The sequence below is a fragment of the Nocardia sp. NPDC004718 genome, assembly GCF_053601535.1.
The window spans coordinates 31493-51668 of sequence record NZ_JBSGCA010000049.1; the positions used below are offsets into that span (position 1 = coordinate 31493).

The following is a 20176-nucleotide window of genomic DNA, read 5'->3' on the forward strand; positions in this document are numbered from 1 at the left end:
CGGGCCCGGTGGTTCAGCGTGGAGCGGTCGTGGTCGAGCGGACGACGAGCGACGGTTCCACCCGGCGGCGGACCGGGGTGGTGCGTCCGTCGCGGAGGCGTTCGGTGAGCGCGTCGATAGCTAAGCGGCCCATCTGGGTGCGGGGCTGGTCGATGGTGGTCAGCGCGACGTGACGCAGCGCGGCAAGCGAGGTGTTGTCGTAGCCGACCACCGAGACGTCCTCGGGCACCCGCAGGCCCGCTTCCTCCAGCGCGGACATCGTTCCCACGGCGTTGAAGTCGTTGCCGCAGACCAGCGCGGTGGGGAAATTGTCGTGGGAGAACAGGTTCAGCAGTTTGCGCACCGCGGCCATGCCCGCGGAGTCGGTGTGCTCGCTCGGCACGACCATCGGTTCCAGGCCGTGGCGCTGCATGGCGGCGCGGTAGCCTTTGCGGCGTGGGGCCGAGGTGAAAGCGCCGCCGCCGTCGAGGTGCACGATGCGCCGATGTCCGAGCATGACCAGGTGGTCGACGGCCAATCCGGTGCCGACCTCGCCGTTGTCGTTGACCGTGTCGATCTCGGTGACGGTGGACGTGCGGGATACCAGTACCAGCGGAGCCTGCTGCGCCGCTTCGCGAATGGCGGCGGCGGGCAGGATCGGCGACAGCAAGATGATGCCTCCGGGACGGAAGGAGAGCAGGCTCTCCAGCGCGGTGCGCTCGCGGGCGGCGGTGCGTCTGCCGGTGTTGAGGATCAGTTCGAGGCCGGCGGCCTGGGCGGCGGCGTCCATGCCTTCGACGACGTCGGCGAAGAAGGCGTTGCGCAGGTCGGAGACCATGACGCCGACGATGTTGGAGGTCCGGCTGGCCAGCGAGCGCGCCATGATGTGCGGTTGGTAGCCGAGGTCTTTCGCCGCGTCGAGCACGGCGCGGCGACGGTGCTCGCTGACCTTCGGGGAGTTGCGCATGACCAGCGAGACGAGGGCGCGGGAGACGCCCGCGCGGGCGGCGACGTCTTCCATGGTCGGTCGTGCCATGTCGCCTCCGTTCCGCGTTCGCAGGCCTTTTCGGCTCGGACGATACAAGCTCCGCGTGGACTGATCAATAGAGCGCTCTAATCGAACTTCATGAGTGGCGTATCGGTTCGGACGAGGCGCTCGCAGCGGAATATCGCCTGGTAATTGCGTTTTGGCGACGCGCTGACGACTCTTGACACGCTATGACCTGCGTTACATAGTTGGAGCGCTCCAATAGAGCGGTTCACCTCGACGTCGAAGGTCGGAGAGCACCGATGACCGAATCCCTCTACCCGCTGCGCATCGCGGCCGCGCCGATCTCCTGGGGAGTATGCGAGGTCCCCGGTTGGGGCCACGTGCTCGACGCCCCCACCGTCCTGGCCGAGATGGCCCGGCTCGGCATGACCGCGACGGAACTCGGTCCTCCCGGCTATCTGCCACGCGACCCAGGTGAGCTGCGCCGATTGCTGGAAACCTTCGGGCTCACCGCCGTCGGCGGATTCCTCGCCGCCGTGCTGCACCGCGACCGGCAGGACGCCGTCGCCCGCGCCGAGGACACCGCCGCCCAGCTGGCCGCCGCGGGCGCGGAAGTCCTCGTCCTCGCCGCCGCGACCGGTTTCGACGGGTACGACGCGCGCCCGCAACTGGACGGCTCCGAGTGGAGCGCCTTGGTCGACACGGCCACCGCGATCCGGGACGTCGCCGCCGCGCACGGCCTGCGCACGGTGCTGCACCCGCATGTCGGCACCCATGTGGAGAGCGAGGCCGAGGTCGAGCGGTTCCTCGCCGATTCCGATCTCGACATCTGCCTGGATACCGGGCATCTGCTCATCGGCGGCACCGACCCGGTCCGGCTCGCGCGACGGCACGCCGAGCGGATCGGGCACATCCATCTCAAAGACGTGCGCGGCACGCTGGCCGATCAGGTCCGTGCCGGAAAGCTGGACTACAGCTCGGCTGTGTGCCGTGGGCTGTATGTGCCGCTGGGCGAGGGCGTCGTCGACATCGCGGCACTCGTGCACACCGCGCGGGCCGCGGGCTACCGGGGCTGGTACGTGCTGGAGCAGGACGCCGCGCTGCGGCCGGGCGAGTCGGCGGGGCAGGCGAGCGACGACACCGGGCGCAGCCTGCGCCACCTCGCGGACATCGCGCTCGCCGCCGCGGGAAACTGAAGGAAGCGACGATGTCTCCGACACCACAGCGCGGCCTCACCGCGAGAGGGCGGCGTTCGGGCCGCCTGCTGCCGTGGATCGCCACGGCCGCGCTCCTGGCCGCGTGCAGCGGCCCCGGCGCCGACGCGCCCGCCCCCTCGCAGACGCCGACGGCCGCCGGGACGGTGGAATCTGTCGCGGTGGTGACCCACGGCAGCCCCGGCGACGCGTTCTGGAACGTCGTCAAGAACGGCGCGGAAGCGGCGGGCAAGGACCTCGGAATCCGGGTGGAGTACAACGCCTCCGGTGATCCCGGCCAGCAGGCGAAGCTGATCGACAACGCGGTGGCGCAGGGCGTCGACGGGCTCGTCGTCTCGATGGCCAATCCCGAGGCGTTGCGGCCGTCGGTGGAAAAAGCTGTTGCCGCGGGCATTCCGGTGGTGACCATCAATTCGGGCGAGTCCGAGAGCGCCAAGTTCGGCGCGTTCGTCCATGTGGGCCAAAGCGAATCGCTGGCCGGGCAGGCCGCGGGCAGACGGCTCGCGGAGGCGCGGCGCACCAAAATGCTGTGCGTCATCCACGAGGCGGGCAATATCGGCGCGAACGAGCGCTGCGCGGGCGCGACCAAAGCCTTCGGCAATGCCACCACGCTCCAGGTGGACATCAACAATCCCACCGACGCGCAATCACGGATCAAAGGCGCGCTGGAGGCCGATCGCTCCATCGACGCGGTTCTGACGTTGAACTCGCAAGTCGCCGCGCGAGCCGTGGACGCGGTACGGGAGGCCGGTTCGGCCGCCACCGTGGCCACCTTCGATCTGAATTCCGATGTGGTGGACGCGATCCGGGCCGGAAAGCTGCTGTTCGCGGTGGATCAGCAACAGTACGAGCAAGGCTATCTGCCGATCGTGCTGTTGAAGCTGTACCGGACGAACCTGAACACCGCCGGAGGCGGCGCGCCGGTGCAGACCGGACCCGGTTTCGTCGACAAGAGCAATGTGGACGCCGTCGCCGCGCTCGTCGCGCAGGGCACGCGATGAGGTGGATGAAATGACCGTTGCCACAAAGACACCCGACCGGACCCGAGACACGGGCCGCTCACCGCTGCAACGCCTGGCCGTGCGGCCGGAGATCGGCGCGGCGCTGGGGGCGCTGCTGGTGTTCGTCTTCTTCTCCGTCATCACCGACCGGTTCCTGAGTCCGCTCGGCGTCGCGACCTGGCTGGACGACGCCTCCACGCTGGGCATCATGGCGGTGGCCGTGGCCCTGCTGATGATCGGCGGCGAGTTCGACCTGTCGGCGGGCGTGATGACCGCCTCCACGGCGCTGGTCACCGCCCTGCTCGCGGTGCACGCAGGCTGGAACGTGTGGTTCGCGCTGCTCGCTTCGCTGGTGTTCGCACTGGTCGTCGGCGCGTTCAACGGCTGGGTGGTGATGCGAACCGGCCTGCCCAGCTTCATCGTCACCCTGGGTACGTTCCTCGCCCTTCAGGGCCTGAATCTCGGCGTGACTCGGCTGGTCACCGACACGGTGCAAGTGTCGGGCGTGCGCGGCGCGGACGGCTACCAGTCGGCGGGCTGGGTGTTCGCGTCGACACTCGACATCGGGGAAGCGCACCTCCAGGCGTCGGTGGTCTGGTGGGTCGTGCTCACCGCGATCGCAGCGATCGTTCTGGTCCGCACGAGGTTCGGCAACTGGATCTTCGCCGTCGGCGGCGCGCTGCCCAGCGCCCGCGCGGTGGGCGTGCCCGCGGATCGCACCAAGATCCTGCTGTTCATGGGCACGGCGTTCGCCGGTTGGGTGGTCGGCTCCTGCAACATCCTGCGGTTCGCGAGCGTGCAGGCCAACCAGGGCGTCGGACTGGAATTGCACTACATCATCGCCGCCGTCGTCGGCGGGTGTCTGCTCACCGGTGGCTTCGGCTCGGCGGTGGGGGCCGCGATCGGCGCGCTGATCTTCCGCATGGCGCGCCAAGGCATCGTGTTCGCCCGCTGGGACAGCGACTGGTTCATGCTGTTCCTCGGTGTGCTGCTGCTGGCGGCGGTGCTGGTCAACAACCGATTCCAGAAACGAGCCGAAAGGGTGCGCCGATGACTTCCCTCATCGAGGCCGTCGACCTCGGCAAGAGCTACGGCGGCGTCGTCGCCCTGCGCGAGGTGTCGACGGTGGTGAACGCGGGCGAGGTGACTTGCGTGCTCGGCGACAACGGCGCGGGCAAATCCACGCTGATCAAGATCCTCGCCGGGGTGCACCGGCACGACCGGGGCGAACTGCGCGTCGAGGGCGAATCGGTGCGGTTCGCCTCCCCGCGCGAGGCGTTGGATCGCGACATCGCCACGGTGTACCAGGATCTCGCGGTGGTGCCGTTGATGAGCGTGTGGCGCAACTTCGTGCTGGGCTCGGAGCCGACATTCGGATTCGGCCCGTTTCGGCTGCTGGACCGTAAGAAGGGCTGCGCGATCGCGCGAACGGCGTTGGCGGACATGGGCATCGAGATCCGCGATATGGAACAGCCGGTCGGCACGCTGTCGGGTGGGCAGCGGCAGTGCGTCGCCATCGCCCGGGCCGTGCACTACGGCGCGAAGGTGCTGATTCTCGACGAGCCGACCGCCGCGTTGGGCGTGAAGCAGGCCGGGGTGGTGTTGCAGTACGTCGTGCGGGCACGCGAACGCGGGCTCGGCGTCGTGCTCATCACGCACAACCCGCACCACGCCTATCCGGTCGGTGACCGATTCCTGCTGCTGAAGCGGGGCGCGATGCTCGGCTCGTATGAGAAATCGGAGATCGACCTGCCGGAACTGACCCGCCAGATGGCGGGTGGGGCGGAACTGGAGGCGTTGCAGCACGAACTGCGACGCGTGGTGACGCCGTGAACGAGGAGGCGAATTCGTGACCGAGCTGGAGGCGTTGACCATCGGCCGCGTCGGGGTGGACCTGTATCCCGAACAAAGCGGCGTCGCCTTGGCGCAGGTGCGCAGCTTCGCGAAATTCTTGGGCGGCACCGCGACCAACGTCGCCGTGGCCGCCGCCCGGCTCGGTCGCCGTACGGCGGTGCTGACCAAGGTGGGCCCCGACGGCTTCGGCGACTTCGTACGCACGGCGCTGGAGGACTTCGGCGTCTCGTCCCGTCATGTGTCGACCGCGCCGCACCTACAGACGCCCGTGGTCTTCTGCGAGCTCACGCCGCCGTCCGATCCGCCACTGCTGTTCTACCGCGCGCCGATCGCGCCGGACCTGACCATCACTCCGGACGAAGTGCCCTGGGAAGTCGTGGATGCCGTGCCCCTGCTGTGGGTCACCGGCACCGGAGTGAGCGCGGAGCCGGGGCGCGGCACGCAGCGGGACATATTGCTGCGGCGTGCACGACGCGGGCATACGGTGCTCGACTTGGACTACCGGCCGATGTTCTGGCCGGATGTCGAGACCGCGCGGACCGAGATCGGGTGGATGGTCGAGCACGTGAACGTAGTGGTCGGCAACCGTGCCGAGGTCGAGATGGCGGTGGGCACCGCTGACCCGCACGCGGCGGCCGATCGGTTGCTCGCCCGTGGAGTGCGCCTGGCGGTGATCAAGCAGGGCGGCGATGGCGTGCTGGTGGCCACCGCCGAGGAACGCTGGACGGTGCCGCCGTGCCGCGTGGACGTGGTGTGCGGGCTCGGCGCGGGTGACGGTTTCGGCGGCGCGCTGGTCCACGGCCTCCTCTCGGAGTGGGACCCACGACGCATCGCGACCTACGCCAACGCGGCGGGCGCCCTGGTCGCCGCGCGTCTGGCCTGCGCGGACGCGATGCCCACGGCCGCGGAGATCGAGGAACTGTTGTGCGGCTGAGTCGCGAAAAGCGGGACGGAGCAGCTGTCGTGCCGATAGCCGACCGACGACGCTGGGCCGAGTCACCACGGGCGTGCGCGACGGACGCCTGGCGAGATCGAGCGCGGCTACGCGCAAGTGCCGCTGTGCCGACCCATGCCCTGCTTTCGGATAGGCCTCGCGGCGCATCGATACCTACGCCGACACGATTGGGCGCATTGGCCGCTGCTTGCCCTGCGTGCGGCGGATGCAATGCCCACACGGGTGCGGAGATCGAGCACCTGCGGGGGGAGCCGCGACGAATGGAGGAGCCGCCGGGTGGTTGAGCCGGGCCAGGAATCCGGGTCAGCCGCGCCGAATGGAGGAGCCGCCGTGCGGTTGAGCCGGGCCGGAAATCCGGGGCAGCCGCACCGAATGGAGAAGCGGCTGTGCGGTTGAGCTGGGCCAGGAATCCAGAAGCTGCGCGCCGACCAATCTGTGGTCGAGCCAGGGACTGTGGCTGCGGACCGAGTGCGGGAAGGAGGAAGCGGCATGCATGTGACCGACGAACGCTGGCGTGAGTTACTGCACGTGCGCGCGACGGACCCCGCCGCGGTCGAACGGGCCTACGCCGAACGGGTACGCCGCGCCGACCTGCTGGCGGGCAAGCAGACCTTGTTTCTCGTCGCCGCGGATCACCCGGCTCGCGGCGCGCTGGGCGTCGGCGCGGACCGCACTGCCATGGCGGATCGGCGCACGCTGCTGGAACGGCTGCTGATCGCGCTGGCCGACCCGGATGTCGACGGCGTGCTCGGCTCGCCGGACGTGGTCGAGGAACTGTTGCTGCTGGACGCGCTGGACGACAAGGTCGTGATCGGTTCGATGAACCGCGGCGGGCTGGCGGGCGCGGAGTGGGAGATCGACGATCGCTTCACCGGCTACGACGCGGATTCTCTCGCGCGGTTCCGGCTCGACGGCGGCAAGATGCTGCTGCGCCTGGTCGACTCCGACGCGGGCACCGTGCCGACGCTGCAAGCTTGCGCGCAGGCGGTCTCGGAGCTGGCGGCGCACGAGCTGATGGCGATGGTCGAGCCGCTGCCGTATCACCGGGACGGCTCCGGCGCGCTGGTGATGAGCAAGGACGCGGTCTCGCTGTCGCGGGCGATCACGGTGGCCTCCGGCCTCGGCGTCACCTCGGCCTACACCTGGCTGAAGATCCCTGCGCCGCAGGATATCTCGGTGCTGGATGCCACGACGCTGCCGGTTCTCGTGCTGGGTGGCGCGCCGTCCGGGGACCCGGCGGTGGATCGCGCGCTGTGGGGCGGAGCCCTCGGCCACGAGGTTGTTCGTGGTCTCGTCGTCGGCCGCACCTTGTTGTACCCGCCGGACGGCGACGTCGCCAGGGCGGTCGAAACCGCCGCCCGCTTACTGAAAGAAGCCCGATGAGGAGCGAAGTGACCGGGGTGCCGGTACTTCCCGACCGCGGACAGAGGAGGCGCGATGACATTGCACCGTCCGGAAGGAACGCTGCGCCATGACGGTGACCCGATCCTGCTGACTCCCGACGACGCCGGATGGACATACGCCGGACTGCGTGTGCTGCGGATCGATGCGGAGAAGTCGCGGATCGTGCGGACGGGGGAGTTCGAGGCGTTCGTCCTGCCGCTGTCAGGAGCGTGCACGGTACGCGTCGACGGCGAGACCTACGCGCTGACCGGCCGGAAATCGGTCTTCACCCGGGTGACGGATTTCGCCTACGTCCCGCGCGACGCCGAACTGGAAATCGTGGCCGAAGGCGGGGACCTCGAGGTGGCACTGCCGATGGCCCGCTGCGGGAGACGGCTCGAGCCGAGATACGGCCCCGCCGAGGAGGTGCCGGTCGAAATCCGAGGCGCGGGAAGCGCGACGCGTCAGGTCAGCAACTTCGGCATACCCGGTGTGTGGGAACACGCGGACAAGCTCAACGCCTGCGAGTTGATCACCCCGCACGGCAACTGGTCGTCCTATCCGCCGCACAAGCATGATGAGGCGAGCGACTGCGAGGTCGTCAACGAGGAGATCTACTACTTCCGCATCGCCGGACGGGACGGCATCACTCCGTCCCGCGAGGGATTCGGCATGCACCGCACGTATACCGCCGACGGCACGGTGAACGAGAACGTCGTAATCCGCGACGGTGACGTCTTCCTGATCCCGCGCGGCTATCACGGCCCGTGCGTCGCGGCGCCCGGCTACCCCATGTATTACCTCAACGTGCTGGCCGGTCCGGCGCCCAAGCGATCGATGGCGTTCTGCGACGACCCCGCGCACAGCTGGGTGCGGGCGCGCTGGGACGCCGAGCCGATCGATCCGCGCTGCCCGGTCACTTCCCACGAAGGACGGATCGGATGAAGCTCACCACGGCGCAGGCACTGGTGGCCTGGTTGATCGCCCAGCGCTCCGAGACACTCGACGGGCGCGAGGCGCCGTTGTTCCCCGCCGTCTTCGCGATCTTCGGCCACGGAAACGTGCTCGGCCTCGGCACCGCGCTGCACGAGCGGCGCGCCGAACTCCCCGTCTGGCGCGGGCACGCCGAAGAGGGGATGGCGCTGGCCGCCGTCGGCTATGCGAAGGCCACTCATCGGCGTCAGGTCGGTGTCGCCACCTCATCGATCGGTCCCGGCGCGCTCAACATGGTGACGGCGGCGGGCGTCGCACACGCGAATCGCCTCCCGCTCCTCCTCCTTCCGGGCGACACCTTCACCGGACGCGCGCCGGACCCGGTTCTGCAACAGGTCGAGCACTTCGGCGACCCGACCGTCACCGTGAACGACGCGTTCCGCGCGGTGAGCCGCTACTTCGACCGCGTCACACGCCCGGAACAGTTGATCGCCACTTTGCCCCAGGCGGCCGGGGTGCTCACCGACCCGGCCGACGCCGGCCCGGTCGTCCTTGCGCTTCCACAGGACGTCCAGGCCGAGACCTACGACTTCCCTGACACGCTTTTCGAGCCGGTGCTGCACCGTCTCACCCGGCCACGTCCCGACCACCGGGCACTCGCCGAGGCCGTCGCCGCACTGCGCGCCGCGTACCGTCCGCTGCTGATCCTCGGCGGCGGCGTCCGGTATTCGGGCGCGGGACGCACGCTGCTGGAATTCGCCGAGAAGCACGGCATTCCGATCGTGGAGACCACCGCGGGCCGCACCCTGGTGCCGCACGAGCATCCGCTGTACGCGGGACCGCTCGGCATCACCGGCTCGGCGTCGGCGAACGCGATGGCGGCCGAGGCCGACCTGGTCCTCGCGGTCGGCACCCGGTTGCAGGACTTCACCACCGCGTCCTGGACGGTCTTCGCACCGGATGTTCGCCTGGTCACCATCAACGTGGCACGCTTCGACGCCGTCAAGCACGGCGCGCTGGCGGTGGTCGGCGACGCCGAGGCCACCGTGTGCGAGATGACCGGGCGGATGGGAGAGTGGCGAGTCCACGCCGAGTGGACCGCGCGAGCCGCCGAGCAGCGGGGCGCCTGGGACGCGCACATCGATGAATTGCGCGCGCCGACCCCGGGCGCGCCGAGCTACGCCCAGGTGGTGGGCGCCGTGAACGACCTGAGCGGTCCGAACGACTACGTACTGACGGCCTCCGGCGGTCTGCCCGGTGAACTCGTCGGCGGCTGGCGGGCGACCGGTGGCGCGCCGACCATGGACGTCGAGTACGGCTTCTCCTGCATGGGCTACGAGCTGGCGGGCGCGTGGGGCGCGGCCATGGCGCGCACCGACGGCGTGGTGACGACGCTGCTCGGCGACGGCTCGTATCTGATGCTGAACTCGGAGTTGTTCTCGGCGGCCTTCGCCGGGCATCCGTTCGTCGCGGTGGTCTGCGACAACGACGGCTATGCCGTGATCGCGAGGCTGCAAGAGGGGCAGGGCGGTGAGCCGTTCAACAACCTCTATGCCGATTGCCGCACCACGCGGGAACAACCGCCCCGAGTCGATTTCGCCGCCCATGCCGCCGCTCTGGGGTGTGCCGCTTTCACCGCCGCCGACCTGGACGAATTTCGTGACGCGTACCTGCGGGCGCGGGCGACGGCGATGGCCGAGCAGCGCCCCGCCGTGCTGGTTGTGCGGACGCGGCCGTCGTCGTGGACCGACGCGGGCGCCTGGTGGGAGGTCGGCGTGCCCGAGCAGCTGCCGGGCCGCGCCGCCTACGACGAGGCGAAACCACGTCAGGTGCGCTACCTGCGGCCGTGAACAGAACTTAATGAACAGTGCGCCCGATCGGCCACGGACCTAGGCTGAAGTAGGAGTCTACGCGTGGTACGCTGAAATGCGCTGCGGCACAAGATAACTGGTAGCGAATCCGTATCGGTTTCGAGCCGCGTCGCAAAGAAGCTCCACGCTGCCCGGCGCGGGTCGGTGGGGCATGCTCGTCAGGGAGGGTGACGGGCGTTATCCGGCGAAAAGTACGGGTACCCGACGGGCGGGCCCCGACGATGTCGCGTGATCGGGACCCGACCGAGCGTGGGAGGTGACAGACCAGCCCGCCCCTGAGCGAGCATTGCGGGTGCACTCGCGCACGACCGAGCCGAGGGCCCTCGTGAGCGTTAGCTCACAGTTGGTGGCGCGAAACGTGAGTAATTCGTCGGATCATGGCATCGTTGATCTACGAGACCAGGGCATCTCGATAACACCACCTGGCTCGTCTACAGAAAGTATGAAATGGCTCAAGGCATTGTGAAGTGGTTCAACAGCGAGAAGGGCTTCGGCTTCATCGCACAAGACGGCGGCGGGCCCGACGTCTTCGTGCACTACTCGGCTGTGAGCGGCTCGGGTTTCCGGTCCCTCGATGAGGGGCAGCGCGTGGAGTTCGAGATCGGCCAGGGACAGAAGGGTCCGCAGGCCCAGGACGTCCGCGTTCTCTGATCGCGACTTGACTTTCGAAAGGCCCCGCACCGGGACGGTGCGGGGCCTTTCCGCTTGTTCGGAGGGTCCTCACGCCTCGGAGCGGGTGAAGGTCACATGGGTGACGGCGGGGGAGTGTGTCACCGAGGCGACCTGGTAGCCCGGCAGCTCGCCGAGGTCGTCGTAGAGGCGCTCGCCTGCGCCGAGCAGGATCGGGACGACGGCCAAATGCAACTCGTCCACCAGTCGCGCCCGCAGGAACTGCCGCACCGTGGAGCAGCCGCCGCCCAAGCGCACGTCCTGGCCGTTCGCCGCGTCGAGCGCGCGGTGCAGCACTGCTTCGGGCGTTTCCTCCACGAAATGGAAGGTCGTGCCGCCGTCCATCCCGAACGATGGGCGTGGGTGGTGCGTCAGGACGAAGACGTCGTGGTGGTACGGCGGATTGTCGCCCCACCAACCCGTCCATTCGTGGTTCGGCCATGCTCCGCGGATCGGACCGAACATATTGCGGCCCATGATGGTCGCGCCGATGCCGCGATCGCCCGCGGCCAGATACTCATCGTCGACGCCGGGATCGTTCGTGGCCTCCGGGTTGGCGTAAGGGGTCGCGAAGACCCACTCGTGCAGTCGCGTGCCGCCTTCGCCCAGCGGATTGTCCGGCCCTTGGTTCGGACCGGCGACATAGCCGTCCAGAGAGATCGCCAGGTTGTGTACGCGCAGTTTCGGCATGGCCCACTCATTCCCACTAAGTGATTGCAATTCGCAATCGGTTGTGGGCAGCGTACGGCCAACTGGTTGTATATTGCAAGCAGTAGTTGACGACCGACAGGAGTGCCGGATGCGCGAGGAGGGACGTTCGGGATGCCCGATCAACGCGACGATCGAGGTGATCGGCGATCGGTGGACGCTGCTGGTGCTGCGTGACGTGATGTTCGGCAACCGGCGGCACTTCCGCGAGCTGCTGGCCGGATCGGAGGAGGGCATCGCCTCCAACATCCTGTCCGACCGGCTCAAGCGCCTGGTGGCCGCCGGGCTGCTCAGCCGTGCGGACACCAGGCCCGGCCAGAAGGCCGAATACCGGCTCACCGAACCGGCCATCCAATTGGTCCCGATCATGGCGCAGCTCGGCGCGTGGGGATTGCGGCACCGTCCGACCACCAGGCGTCTCCGCGTCCGGGCCGAACTGCTCGAGGCGGGCGGTCCGCGACTGTGGGCGGAGTTCATGGACGAACTACGCGAGAGCCACCTCGGCATACCGCGCCCGGATCCGGACCGCCCCACCGCCACGCAACGACTCGCCCAGGCTTACGCCGCCGCCGTCGCCGAGGACGATCGGAAAGTCGCCTCGTAGGCGTCAGCCCGCCAGTGCCTCGGAGCGGAAGAACTCCGCTGTGATCTCCCTGGCCCGGGTGAGGTCCCGGCCCGGAGACTTGACAAAAACCTCCTCCGCGCAGGCGAATTCGGCGGCGATGAACGCGGTGATCGGCGCGGGCACCGACCCGCTGCCCATCTCGCGGGTTCGCGATTTGAGGTCGGTCAGCCCGGTCACCGCCGCCGACAACTCCGCGGGCAGCTCGCACTGCCGCAACAGTGTGGGCAGATGCATCGGCGCCACCGCCGCCGCGGGATGCTCGCGCAGCCAGCGCAGTGCCATCGCCGGACGCAGCGCGTAGAACACCTTCTTCAGCGATCCGGTGCGCTCGAACAGCGCCCACTGCTTGGCGCCCAGATGCAGATAGTGCCGGGCGACCCGGTCACGGTCGGCGACCTCATCGGCCAGCGCGCGCAATCGGTCGCGAAACAGCGGGTCGCCGCGGTACACGATCGGCGACATCAGCCACTCGATCAGCACGGCGTTGCCCTGCACCAGCAAGCGCAGCGCTTTGGCCAGATCCCAGCCGTTCACGTCGAGCAGGTCCGTGAGCGGCGTCTCCACCACGTCGCGGGTGCGCCACGGGGACAGGTAGGTCTCCAGTGCGGCGACGTAGACGAACCGGCAGTCGTAGTCCGAATCGGGAGACGGAAAGCCCCACGTGCGGCTGCCGCTTTCGATCGCCAACCGGATCGACACCCGGTGGTCCAGCTCCACCCGGTCCAGCTCGCGATCGATGGACCCGACCACCGTCGGGTCCATCGAATCCGGTATCGCGCGCAGGGACATGGAGCGATAATAGGTGCCGCAGCGAGGTTGTCGCAGCTACATTTTCGTCGTTCAGGCCTGCCCTGCGGACTTCCCGAGTGCGGCGACGAATACGGCCGAGATCGCGAGCGCCCCGCCCAGCCACAGGGCGGCGGCCAAGCCGATCGCGTCCGCCGCCAGACCGCCGGTCAGCGACCCCAGCGCGATGGCGGCATTGAAAACACCCGCGAACAGGGCGGACGCGCCTTCCTTCGCCTGCGGCGCCGCGGTGAAGACCCAGCTCTGCGTGCTCACCGAGACCCCGCCGTAGGACACGCCCCACACGATCATCAGCACGACAGCCCCCGGGAGGGAGGCGCCCAGCACGGGCAAGGCGATCGTGGTCGCGGCGAGAATCGAGCCGATCGCGATCAAGGTCTTCCGCGGTGCCCGCGCCGCAGCGGTGCCCGCGCCGAAATTGCCTGCGACACCGGCGATCCCGTAGATCAGCAACAGTGACCCGAGCGTTTCCGCATCGACGCCGGTCACTTCCTCGAGTACCGGCCGCACATAGGTGTAGGCAGCGAAGTGGCCGGTGACCAGGAAGGCGACTACGAGTAAGGCGATCCGCAAGCCGGGCTGCCGCGATAGTCGCAACACGCCACGCAATGCCAAGGTTTCCGTCGCGGGCAGACGCGGCAGCAGCACAGTCAGAGCCGCCAGCACCAATACTGCCAGGCAGGCCGCGGCCACGAACGAGATCCGCCACCCGGCGAGCGCCCCTAAAAAAGTTCCCGCCGGAATGCCGAGCACCGACGCGACCGCGACGCCGGAAAAGACCAGCGAGGTCGCAGCGGTGACCGATCGTTCGGGCACCAGCCGTGCCGCCAGGCTCGCCGCGATCGCCCACACCCCACCCATGCCGACGCCGACGAGCACCCGCGCCCCGATCAGCACGCTGAAGGTAGGCGCCGCGGCCGCGCCGAGATTGCCCAGCGCGAGCACCGCCATCAACCCGCACAGCGCCACTTTGCGCTCGACTCGGCGCAGCGCCGCGGTGCCCAAGGGCGCCGACAGCGCGGCCACCAGGCCTGTCACCGTCAACGCGAGACCGGCGCGGCCTTCGCTCACGGACAGCGCCGAGCCGATCGGAGTGAGCAGTCCGACCGGCAACATCTCGGCGGTGACCACCGTGAACGTGCCCGCTGCCACCGCGCCCACTCCGAGCCAACCGCGTAGCGACGATACCGGCTGCGAAGCAACGACTTCTCGAACCTGTGTCATGTCTTCCAGACAAAAGGCTCGCGGTATGGGGAACAACGGCGAAGGTCTCATAGTTCTATGAGCTGTACTCATCGACCGTGGAAGGGAAGCAGATGAGTGGGTTGGAGGTCCGTGAACTGGAAGCGTTTCTCGCGCTCGCCGAGGAACTGCACTTCGGGCGGGCCGGTGCTCGGCTGTATGTGTCGCAGAGCCGGGTGAGCCAGCTACTGCGCTCGCTGGAGCGGCGCATCGGCGGACAACTCGTGGAACGGACCAGTCGCACTGTCAGGTTGACTCCGCTCGGCGCGGATTTCCTCGCCGCGCTGCGACCCGCCTATGCCGCGTTGCGCGCGACGGTCGACGATGCTCGCGCCGCCGCCCGGGGTGCGGAAGGGATCTTGCGCATCGGATTCCAAGGCGCGGGCAACGATCACCTGATGGCCGCGGTGGAGTTGTTCCAGCAGTGGTACCCGGAATGCTCGGCCGAGCTGGTCGAGATACCGCTGGCCGACCCGTTCGGTGCGGTGCGGCGCGACGAGGTCGACGCCGCTGTCGTGCTGCTGCCGATGGGCGAGGGAGATCTCGTGCTCGGCTCGGTGTTCGCGGGGCAGCTGCAGACACTCGCGCTGGCCAGTACCCACCCGCTTGCGGGCCGGGCCGAATTGTCGGTAGAGGAACTCGCCGCTCTTCCCCTGATAGGAGTGCGCGCGCCCGCGCCGGAGTATTGGCGCAGAGCTCAGGCGCTCGACGTCACGCCGGGCGGTCGAAGGGTGTGCACCGGGCCCGAGGTCGGCACGTTGGAAGAAGGTCTCGCCGCGGTGGCGGCCGGCCGCGGGGCGATGTTGCTGTGCTATCCCACCGCGGATTCCCACCGCCGACGGCCGGTGGCCTTCGTGCCGGTCAACGGGATCGCCGAGTCCCGGCTCGGACTGGTGTGGTGCCGCTATCGCGAGACACAGCGGGTGCGCGCCTTCTCCCGCGCTGTCGCGGCCACCAAGCCGTCCGAAGATGTGCGATCGGTCACTGTCGGGGCATCCTGACGATCTTCCGCCGCGGCGCCCCGCGAATCGGGAACGGGGCCGCCGACGTGGAGCCGAGCATTTCTCCGTCCACCCCTTCGACGTATTCGAAAGTTATTTGATATCTCTATTGCCGGGCTTCGTCGAAGTGGCTCGAATCACTCGGAAGTCCCTTTTTCAGGTGTGGCGCGAGATTCGTACTAAATTTTTCTGGAATGTCGCATTCGACTTCTATTGGCGAGGGAAATCTTCCGGCACTTTCGGTGTCTTGACCTGGACAAACGTATAGATTCCCAGCTCGTTCGCAATGGAGTGAGTGTCGTGAGTCACATTCCAATCGATTTGTGGTCTGCATTACTGAATATTCTAATTCTGTAACTGTCGCCGACCCGGCGCCGACATGCCCCGTGTCAGCCAGTTCGACTGGATAAGTTTCGAGGAAGAGGTATTTCCATGATCCCCGTTATCATCGACACCGGTAGCGCTGCCCTGAACGGTCTTTTCGGCACCCTTGGCGCCGCGCTGCACGGTCTTGTCGACACCCTGTGGACGGGTTCCTTCGGCGGCCGCTGACCGACGTGACGGTCGAGTAGGGTCGACCGGGTCTCACGCCGACCGACGGCGTGACGGAGCGGGCCCCCGCACCTGATGGTGTGGGGGCCCGCCGCTGCGCGGTCGCCGTTGGCAAAACGTGGTCATGCGCTCTGCAAGCACGAGGCGCGTGTCGAGTCGGAGGGCCACGGTGCGTTCGTGTGTCCGTTGTCGTGCCCGAACCGGCAGCGCCGCAACGTCGAAGGTGGAGATCAGCCCCGCGCCGCAATGGCGGAGATCCCGGCGAGCTCGGTCGCGAGTCGCGCCGGGTGGGTCAGTTGCGGGTAGTGGCCCGCGCCTTCGATCGAAATCCACTCTCGCGCGGTCGGGGCGGTGACCGGGTCGTCGGAACCGGCGATGATCCGCACCGGCACGTCGATCCGTTCCAGCAGAGCTCGCAACTCCGCACGCCGCGCGGGAGCGCTCGCCTCGCGCAACGCGCCGACCGTTCGGCCCGCGACGCCCGGCCTGCGCAGGTTCGCCGCAGCGCTCGCGATGGCGTCGCTCTCGGGCACGCCGAGCCGTTTCGACAAGGCCGCCGCCGAGATCCGACGCATCGCGGCGGTCGCGAGTGGCGAGCGCAGCAGCCGGCCCGACCGCGGCTGCAAGAAGGCGGGCGCGACCAGCACCACGCCGGAGACTCGGTCAGGATGCCGCGCCGCGTACCGCAGCACCGGGCCGCAGCCGAGCGAGTGGCCGACCAGAACGGGGCGCGTGCGCACCGAAGCGAGCAATCCCGGCAGCACCGCGTCACGATCCCCTGGCGCCGAACGCCCGAGGCCGGGCAGGTCCACGACCAGGGCGGGCCCGTCCAGTTCCGCGCGCACCTCGTTCCATGACTCGCCGTCCAACGGAAGGCCGTGCACCAGGACGTAAGCGGGGCGGACGCGCTCGCCGCCAACCCAGACGCCGTCGGCGAAACCGGCTGTCGGGTCATCGGCCACCGCGCCGAACCGGGTGGCCACGAGATGGTCGGCCCAGCCCAGGAGGGTCGCCTCGGTCGGCGGCATGGTGAGCCCGGCTCGGCGCGCCACTTCCCGTGCCGCCGATGTGTCGTAGCGGTCGTCGGCGATGAAGCTGAGCGTCTCCGGGTCGGCGCCGGTGAGTGCGGGCGGAAGCTTCGAGATGACGCCGACCGGAATCGAGAACCGGGGCGCGCGGACGCCCAGGTGGTCAGCCAGTAGCCGCACGAGCTTCGGCAGTACGGGAGTCCGATCATCCAGAACCGTGTAGGACCGGCCCGCGGTATCGGGCAGCGTGGGCAGGCTGATCAAGAAATCCGTGAAGTAGTCCAGATCCACGATCGGCACGAAGGTCTCGGGCCCGCCGGGGAGAGCCGGGAGCCGCCCGTTCCACAGATCCTCGACGACGCTCGCCAGCCCGATGTATTGACCGGGTCCGATCACGCTGCTCGGGTTCGCGACGGTCAGCGCGACGCCGAGTTCTGCCGCCCGGCGGCGCAGCAGCGGATCCGATTCGAATTTCGACGCGCCGTACGCGCCGTTCTCGTAGTGCTGCTCCTCGGATTCCTCCACGGTGATCCGGTACCCGGTGATGTGCACGACGCGTCGCGGCTCGGGGAGGGCGGCGGCCCACTCCAGCACTCGCAGCGCCCCGGTGACGTTCACCGCGTACGCGTCCTCGGGGGCGAGCCCGAAGGCGAAGCGGGCCGCGCAGTTGTACACGTCGCGCACGCCGGACGCGTCGAACTCGGCGGGCAGGCCGAGGTCCGGCGCGGTCACGTCGCAGGTGAGGATCTCCAACCCGCTCTCGTCCACGCTTTGTCTGCGCAGCCAACTGGTGAGCCGCTCCTCACTGCCCGCACGCAATGCGGCGGCGACGGAATGCCCCTGCTGGAGCAGGCGGGCGACCGCATTGCGGCCGAGGAACCCGGCGGCTCCGAAAACGATGCTGTCGGACATGACGTCCTCCTTACTAGACCGGTCTACATATTCTGTGGACATGGAAAACTTCCTGCGGTATCGGCGGATTCGGCCTCAGATCATGGCGCGCAGTGTGCGTTCGACCCGTTCCAAGGGTTCACGGCTTCGCTGCGCACGTGCCAGCAGCAGTGCGCCCTCGACCATCGCGAGCACCGCTGCCGCGAGATCGTCCGCATCGGCACGGCCGTCGGCCCGCAGCCGGATGCGCAGCGCCTGCTCCCATGCGGCGTAGGCGGCGGCGCACTCGGCCTGGATCGGGTCGTTCGCCGCCGCGACGTCGAGGGTGACGGTGGCGACCGGGCAGCCTTGTTGCCAGCCGGATGCTTCCAGCCGGTCGCCGAACGCTCGGAGCAGCCTGCTCGCGGCCTCGGCGGCATCGCCGGGCTCGATGGTGTCGATCAGCGCGGCGATCTCCTTGCCCGCTTGGGCGACCGCCGCCGCGACCAATTCGTCCTTGCCGCCGGGGAAATGGAAGTACAGCGATCCGCGCGGCGCCCCGCTGGCCGCCAGGATCTGGTTGAGCCCGGCGCCGTAGTAACCGTGCCGCTCCACCAGCGTGCGCGCCGCGTCGACGAGTTTGCCGCGAGTCTCGGTGCCTTTGACGCCCATGCGGTGACTGTAGACCGGTCTGCATATTTTTGCCAGCGTCGGGACTGACGACGGCCGCCTACCAGGTGGCAGCCGGGTCGGAAATCGCGCGCACTAAGCTGGTCGGCGGTAATTGCCGACCCCATTCCCCAGGAGTACTCCACGTGAGCCAAGCAGGCCGTCCTGTAGTTCTGATCGCCGACAAGCTCGCCCAGTCGACCGTCGACGCGCTCGGTGACGGTGTCGAGGTCCGGTGGGTGGACGGACCGGACCGCCCGGCCCTGCTGGCCGCGGTGCCCGAGGCCGACGCGCTGCTCGTGCGGTCGGCGACCACGGTCGACGCCGAGGTCCTGGAAGCCGGGAAGAACCTGAAGATCGTCGCCCGCGCGGGCGTCGGCCTGGACAACGTCGACGTTCCCGCCGCCACCGAGCGCGGCGTCATGGTCGTGAACGCGCCCACCTCGAACATCCACACCGCCGCCGAGCACGCGGTCACCCTCTTGCTGTCCGCCGCCCGCCAGATCCCCGCCGCGGACGCCACGCTGCGTGAGCACACCTGGCAGCGCAGCAAGTTCAACGGCGTCGAGATCTTCGACAAGACCGTCGGCGTCGTCGGCCTCGGCCGCATCGGCCAGCTGTTCGCCGCGCGACTGGCCGCCTTCGAGACCAAGATCGTCGCCTACGACCCCTACGTGTCGCCCGCGCGCGCCGCGCAGCTGGGCATCGAGCTGCTCAGCCTGGACGAGCTGCTCGAGCGTGCCGACCTCATCTCGATCCACCTGCCGAAGACCCCGGAGACCAAGGGCCTCATCGGCAAGGAGGCCATCGCCAAGACCAAGCCCGGCGTGATCATCGTCAACGCCGCGCGCGGTGGCCTGGTCGACGAGGCCGCACTGGCCGAGGCGATCAAGTCCGGCCACGTGCGCGCCGCGGGCCTGGACGTGTTCGAGACCGAGCCGTGCACCGACAGCCCGCTGTTCGACCTGCCGCAGGTCGTCGTGACCCCGCACCTGGGCGCCTCCACCTCCGAGGCGCAGGACCGCGCGGGCACCGACGTCGCCAAGTCGGTGCTGCTGGCGCTCGCGGGTGAATTCGTGCCCGGCGCGGTGAACGTCACCGGCGGCGCCGTCGGCGAAGAAGTCGCCCCCTGGCTGGACATCGTCCGCAAGCAGGGCGCCCTGCTCGGCGCGCTGTCCAACGAGCTGCCGGTCAGCGTGGAGGTGCAGGTGCGCGGCGAGCTGGCCGCGCAAGAGGTCGGCGTACTCGAGCTGTCCGCGCTGCGCGGCATCTTCTCCGCGTTGGTCGAGGACCAGGTCACCTTCGTCAACGCGCCCGCGCTGGCCAAGGAGCGGGGCATCACCGCCGAGGTCACCACCGCGACGGAGAGCCCGAGCCACCGCAGCGTCGTCGACCTGCGCGCCGTGTTCGGCGACGGCAGCACCCTGAACGTGGCGGGCACGCTGACCGAGCCGCAGCTGGTGGAGAAGATCGTCAACGTCAACGGCCGCAACTACGACATGCGCGCCGAGGGCCTCAACCTGGCCATCCTGAACTACGACGACCGGCCGGGCGCGCTGGGCAAGATCGGCACCAAGCTCGGCGAGGCCGAGGTCGACATCCTGGCCGCGCAGCTGACCCAGGACGTCGACAAGGAAGGCGCCACCGTGGTGCTGCGCGTGGCCCGCGAGGTGCCCGCCGACGTCCAGGCCGCGATCGCCGAGTCCGTCGGCGCGGCCAAGGTCGTCCAGGTCGACCTGCGCAATTCCGAACTCGACGGCCAGCAGGGCGAGGACCTGCTGCACGAGATCGGTATCACGGTGAACCGCAACGCCGTTCCGTTCG

18 protein-coding genes are annotated in these 20176 nt (G+C 68.9%); 12 read left to right on the forward strand and 6 right to left on the reverse strand.

Translation table 11 applies throughout. The annotated features are described in order from the left end of the window. Positions 1 to 13: 13 nt before the first annotated feature. The gene (locus ACWEH3_RS28765; RefSeq protein ID WP_450022379.1) at positions 14 to 1015 is read right to left on the reverse strand and encodes a LacI family DNA-binding transcriptional regulator; all 1002 of its coding nucleotides are present in this window, start codon (positions 1013 to 1015) and stop codon (positions 14 to 16) included. A 254-nt stretch (positions 1016 to 1269) separates the two neighbouring features. On the opposite strand from ACWEH3_RS28765, the gene ACWEH3_RS28770 reads away from it, so the two are divergent. The 9 genes from ACWEH3_RS28770 (at position 1270) to ACWEH3_RS28810 (ending at position 10832) form a co-directional block, all read left to right on the forward strand. Continuing rightward, on the forward strand, positions 1270 to 2166 hold the full coding sequence (locus ACWEH3_RS28770; protein WP_450022377.1) for a TIM barrel protein: 897 nt from the start codon (positions 1270 to 1272) through the stop codon (positions 2164 to 2166). An 11-nt stretch (positions 2167 to 2177) separates the two neighbouring features. After that, positions 2178 to 3185, forward strand: coding sequence for a sugar ABC transporter substrate-binding protein (locus tag ACWEH3_RS28775; RefSeq protein WP_450022375.1), 1008 nt, complete (start codon positions 2178 to 2180; stop codon positions 3183 to 3185). A 10-nt stretch (positions 3186 to 3195) separates the two neighbouring features. Further along, the gene (locus tag ACWEH3_RS28780; protein ID WP_450022373.1) at positions 3196 to 4239 is read left to right on the forward strand and encodes an ABC transporter permease; all 1044 of its coding nucleotides are present in this window, start codon (positions 3196 to 3198) and stop codon (positions 4237 to 4239) included. Beyond that, complete coding sequence (locus ACWEH3_RS28785) at positions 4236 to 5018, forward strand: ATP-binding cassette domain-containing protein (RefSeq protein WP_450022371.1); 783 nt, start codon at positions 4236 to 4238, stop codon at positions 5016 to 5018. The genes ACWEH3_RS28780 and ACWEH3_RS28785 overlap by 4 nt, the downstream gene beginning before the upstream one ends. 16 nt (positions 5019 to 5034) lie before the next feature. Further along, positions 5035 to 5973 carry a 5-dehydro-2-deoxygluconokinase gene (gene iolC / locus ACWEH3_RS28790; protein ID WP_450022369.1) on the forward strand — a complete coding sequence of 313 codons (939 nt, stop codon included), beginning with the start codon at positions 5035 to 5037 and terminating at the stop codon, positions 5971 to 5973. Between the two features lie 510 nt (positions 5974 to 6483). Continuing rightward, a complete protein-coding gene (locus ACWEH3_RS28795) occupies positions 6484 to 7377 on the forward strand; it encodes a Cgl0159 family (beta/alpha)8-fold protein (protein ID WP_450022367.1) in 894 nt (297 codons plus the stop codon). 54 nt (positions 7378 to 7431) lie between these two features. Next, the gene (gene iolB / locus ACWEH3_RS28800) at positions 7432 to 8322 is read left to right on the forward strand and encodes a 5-deoxy-glucuronate isomerase (RefSeq protein ID WP_450022365.1); all 891 of its coding nucleotides are present in this window, start codon (positions 7432 to 7434) and stop codon (positions 8320 to 8322) included. Continuing rightward, positions 8319 to 10160 (forward strand): 3D-(3,5/4)-trihydroxycyclohexane-1,2-dione acylhydrolase (decyclizing), encoded by a 1842-nt coding sequence (gene iolD, locus ACWEH3_RS28805; protein WP_450022363.1) that lies wholly within the window; start codon positions 8319 to 8321, stop codon positions 10158 to 10160. Before iolB ends, iolD begins: the two co-directional genes overlap by 4 nt. 468 nt (positions 10161 to 10628) lie before the next feature. After that, a complete protein-coding gene (locus ACWEH3_RS28810; RefSeq protein WP_014987157.1) occupies positions 10629 to 10832 on the forward strand; it encodes a cold-shock protein in 204 nt (67 codons plus the stop codon). Positions 10833 to 10901: 69 nt separating this feature from the next. On the opposite strand, the gene ACWEH3_RS28815 is transcribed toward ACWEH3_RS28810, so the two are convergent. Beyond that, complete coding sequence (locus ACWEH3_RS28815; RefSeq protein WP_450022361.1) at positions 10902 to 11540, reverse strand: dihydrofolate reductase family protein; 639 nt, start codon at positions 11538 to 11540, stop codon at positions 10902 to 10904. 109 nt (positions 11541 to 11649) lie between these two features. On the opposite strand from ACWEH3_RS28815, the gene ACWEH3_RS28820 reads away from it, so the two are divergent. Next, a complete protein-coding gene (locus tag ACWEH3_RS28820; RefSeq protein WP_450022359.1) occupies positions 11650 to 12162 on the forward strand; it encodes a winged helix-turn-helix transcriptional regulator in 513 nt (170 codons plus the stop codon). Positions 12163 to 12165: 3 nt separating this feature from the next. On the opposite strand, the gene ACWEH3_RS28825 is transcribed toward ACWEH3_RS28820, so the two are convergent. Beyond that, positions 12166 to 12972: a nucleotidyltransferase domain-containing protein gene (locus ACWEH3_RS28825; RefSeq protein WP_450022357.1), complete on the reverse strand. Its 807-nt coding sequence runs from the start codon at positions 12970 to 12972 to the stop codon at positions 12166 to 12168. Positions 12973 to 13023: 51 nt separating this feature from the next. Continuing rightward, positions 13024 to 14214 carry an MFS transporter gene (locus tag ACWEH3_RS28830; protein WP_450022355.1) on the reverse strand — a complete coding sequence of 397 codons (1191 nt, stop codon included), beginning with the start codon at positions 14212 to 14214 and terminating at the stop codon, positions 13024 to 13026. Positions 14215 to 14306: 92 nt separating this feature from the next. On the opposite strand from ACWEH3_RS28830, the gene ACWEH3_RS28835 reads away from it, so the two are divergent. Continuing rightward, positions 14307 to 15233 (forward strand): LysR family transcriptional regulator, encoded by a 927-nt coding sequence (locus tag ACWEH3_RS28835; protein ID WP_450022353.1) that lies wholly within the window; start codon positions 14307 to 14309, stop codon positions 15231 to 15233. Between the two features lie 782 nt (positions 15234 to 16015). Here ACWEH3_RS28835 and ACWEH3_RS28840 read toward each other — a convergent pair. Next, positions 16016 to 17725 (reverse strand): alpha/beta fold hydrolase, encoded by a 1710-nt coding sequence (locus tag ACWEH3_RS28840; RefSeq protein WP_450022351.1) that lies wholly within the window; start codon positions 17723 to 17725, stop codon positions 16016 to 16018. A gap of 75 nt (positions 17726 to 17800) precedes the next feature. After that, the gene (locus ACWEH3_RS28845) at positions 17801 to 18355 is read right to left on the reverse strand and encodes a TetR/AcrR family transcriptional regulator (protein ID WP_450022349.1); all 555 of its coding nucleotides are present in this window, start codon (positions 18353 to 18355) and stop codon (positions 17801 to 17803) included. Between the two features lie 143 nt (positions 18356 to 18498). On the opposite strand from ACWEH3_RS28845, the gene serA reads away from it, so the two are divergent. Continuing rightward, a partial coding sequence (gene serA / locus ACWEH3_RS28850) for a phosphoglycerate dehydrogenase (protein ID WP_452358417.1) occupies positions 18499 to 20176 on the forward strand: 1678 nt, incomplete at its 3' end.

Excerpts from the sequence above, each read along its gene's own strand:
- ACWEH3_RS28835 (WP_450022353.1), top strand. The coding sequence starts at position 14,307 with ATGAGTGGGTTGGAGGTCCGTGAACTGGAAGCGTTTCTCGCGCTCGCC.
- ACWEH3_RS28770 (WP_450022377.1), top strand. The coding sequence starts at position 1,270 with ATGACCGAATCCCTCTACCCGCTGCGCATCGCGGCCGCGCCGATCTCC.
- ACWEH3_RS28780 (WP_450022373.1), top strand. The coding sequence starts at position 3,196 with ATGACCGTTGCCACAAAGACACCCGACCGGACCCGAGACACGGGCCGC.
- ACWEH3_RS28785 (WP_450022371.1), top strand. The coding sequence starts at position 4,236 with ATGACTTCCCTCATCGAGGCCGTCGACCTCGGCAAGAGCTACGGCGGC.
- ACWEH3_RS28830 (WP_450022355.1), bottom strand. The coding sequence starts at position 14,214 with ATGACACAGGTTCGAGAAGTCGTTGCTTCGCAGCCGGTATCGTCGCTA.
- ACWEH3_RS28840 (WP_450022351.1), bottom strand. The coding sequence starts at position 17,725 with ATGTCCGACAGCATCGTTTTCGGAGCCGCCGGGTTCCTCGGCCGCAAT.
- iolD (WP_450022363.1), top strand. The coding sequence starts at position 8,319 with ATGAAGCTCACCACGGCGCAGGCACTGGTGGCCTGGTTGATCGCCCAG.
- ACWEH3_RS28820 (WP_450022359.1), top strand. The coding sequence starts at position 11,650 with ATGCGCGAGGAGGGACGTTCGGGATGCCCGATCAACGCGACGATCGAG.
- ACWEH3_RS28825 (WP_450022357.1), bottom strand. The coding sequence starts at position 12,972 with ATGTCCCTGCGCGCGATACCGGATTCGATGGACCCGACGGTGGTCGGG.
- iolB (WP_450022365.1), top strand. The coding sequence starts at position 7,432 with ATGACATTGCACCGTCCGGAAGGAACGCTGCGCCATGACGGTGACCCG.
- ACWEH3_RS28795 (WP_450022367.1), top strand. The coding sequence starts at position 6,484 with ATGCATGTGACCGACGAACGCTGGCGTGAGTTACTGCACGTGCGCGCG.
- ACWEH3_RS28810 (WP_014987157.1), top strand. The coding sequence starts at position 10,629 with ATGGCTCAAGGCATTGTGAAGTGGTTCAACAGCGAGAAGGGCTTCGGC.
- ACWEH3_RS28815 (WP_450022361.1), bottom strand. The coding sequence starts at position 11,540 with ATGCCGAAACTGCGCGTACACAACCTGGCGATCTCTCTGGACGGCTAT.
- ACWEH3_RS28845 (WP_450022349.1), bottom strand. The coding sequence starts at position 18,355 with ATGGGCGTCAAAGGCACCGAGACTCGCGGCAAACTCGTCGACGCGGCG.
- ACWEH3_RS28765 (WP_450022379.1), bottom strand. The coding sequence starts at position 1,015 with ATGGCACGACCGACCATGGAAGACGTCGCCGCCCGCGCGGGCGTCTCC.
- ACWEH3_RS28775 (WP_450022375.1), top strand. The coding sequence starts at position 2,178 with ATGTCTCCGACACCACAGCGCGGCCTCACCGCGAGAGGGCGGCGTTCG.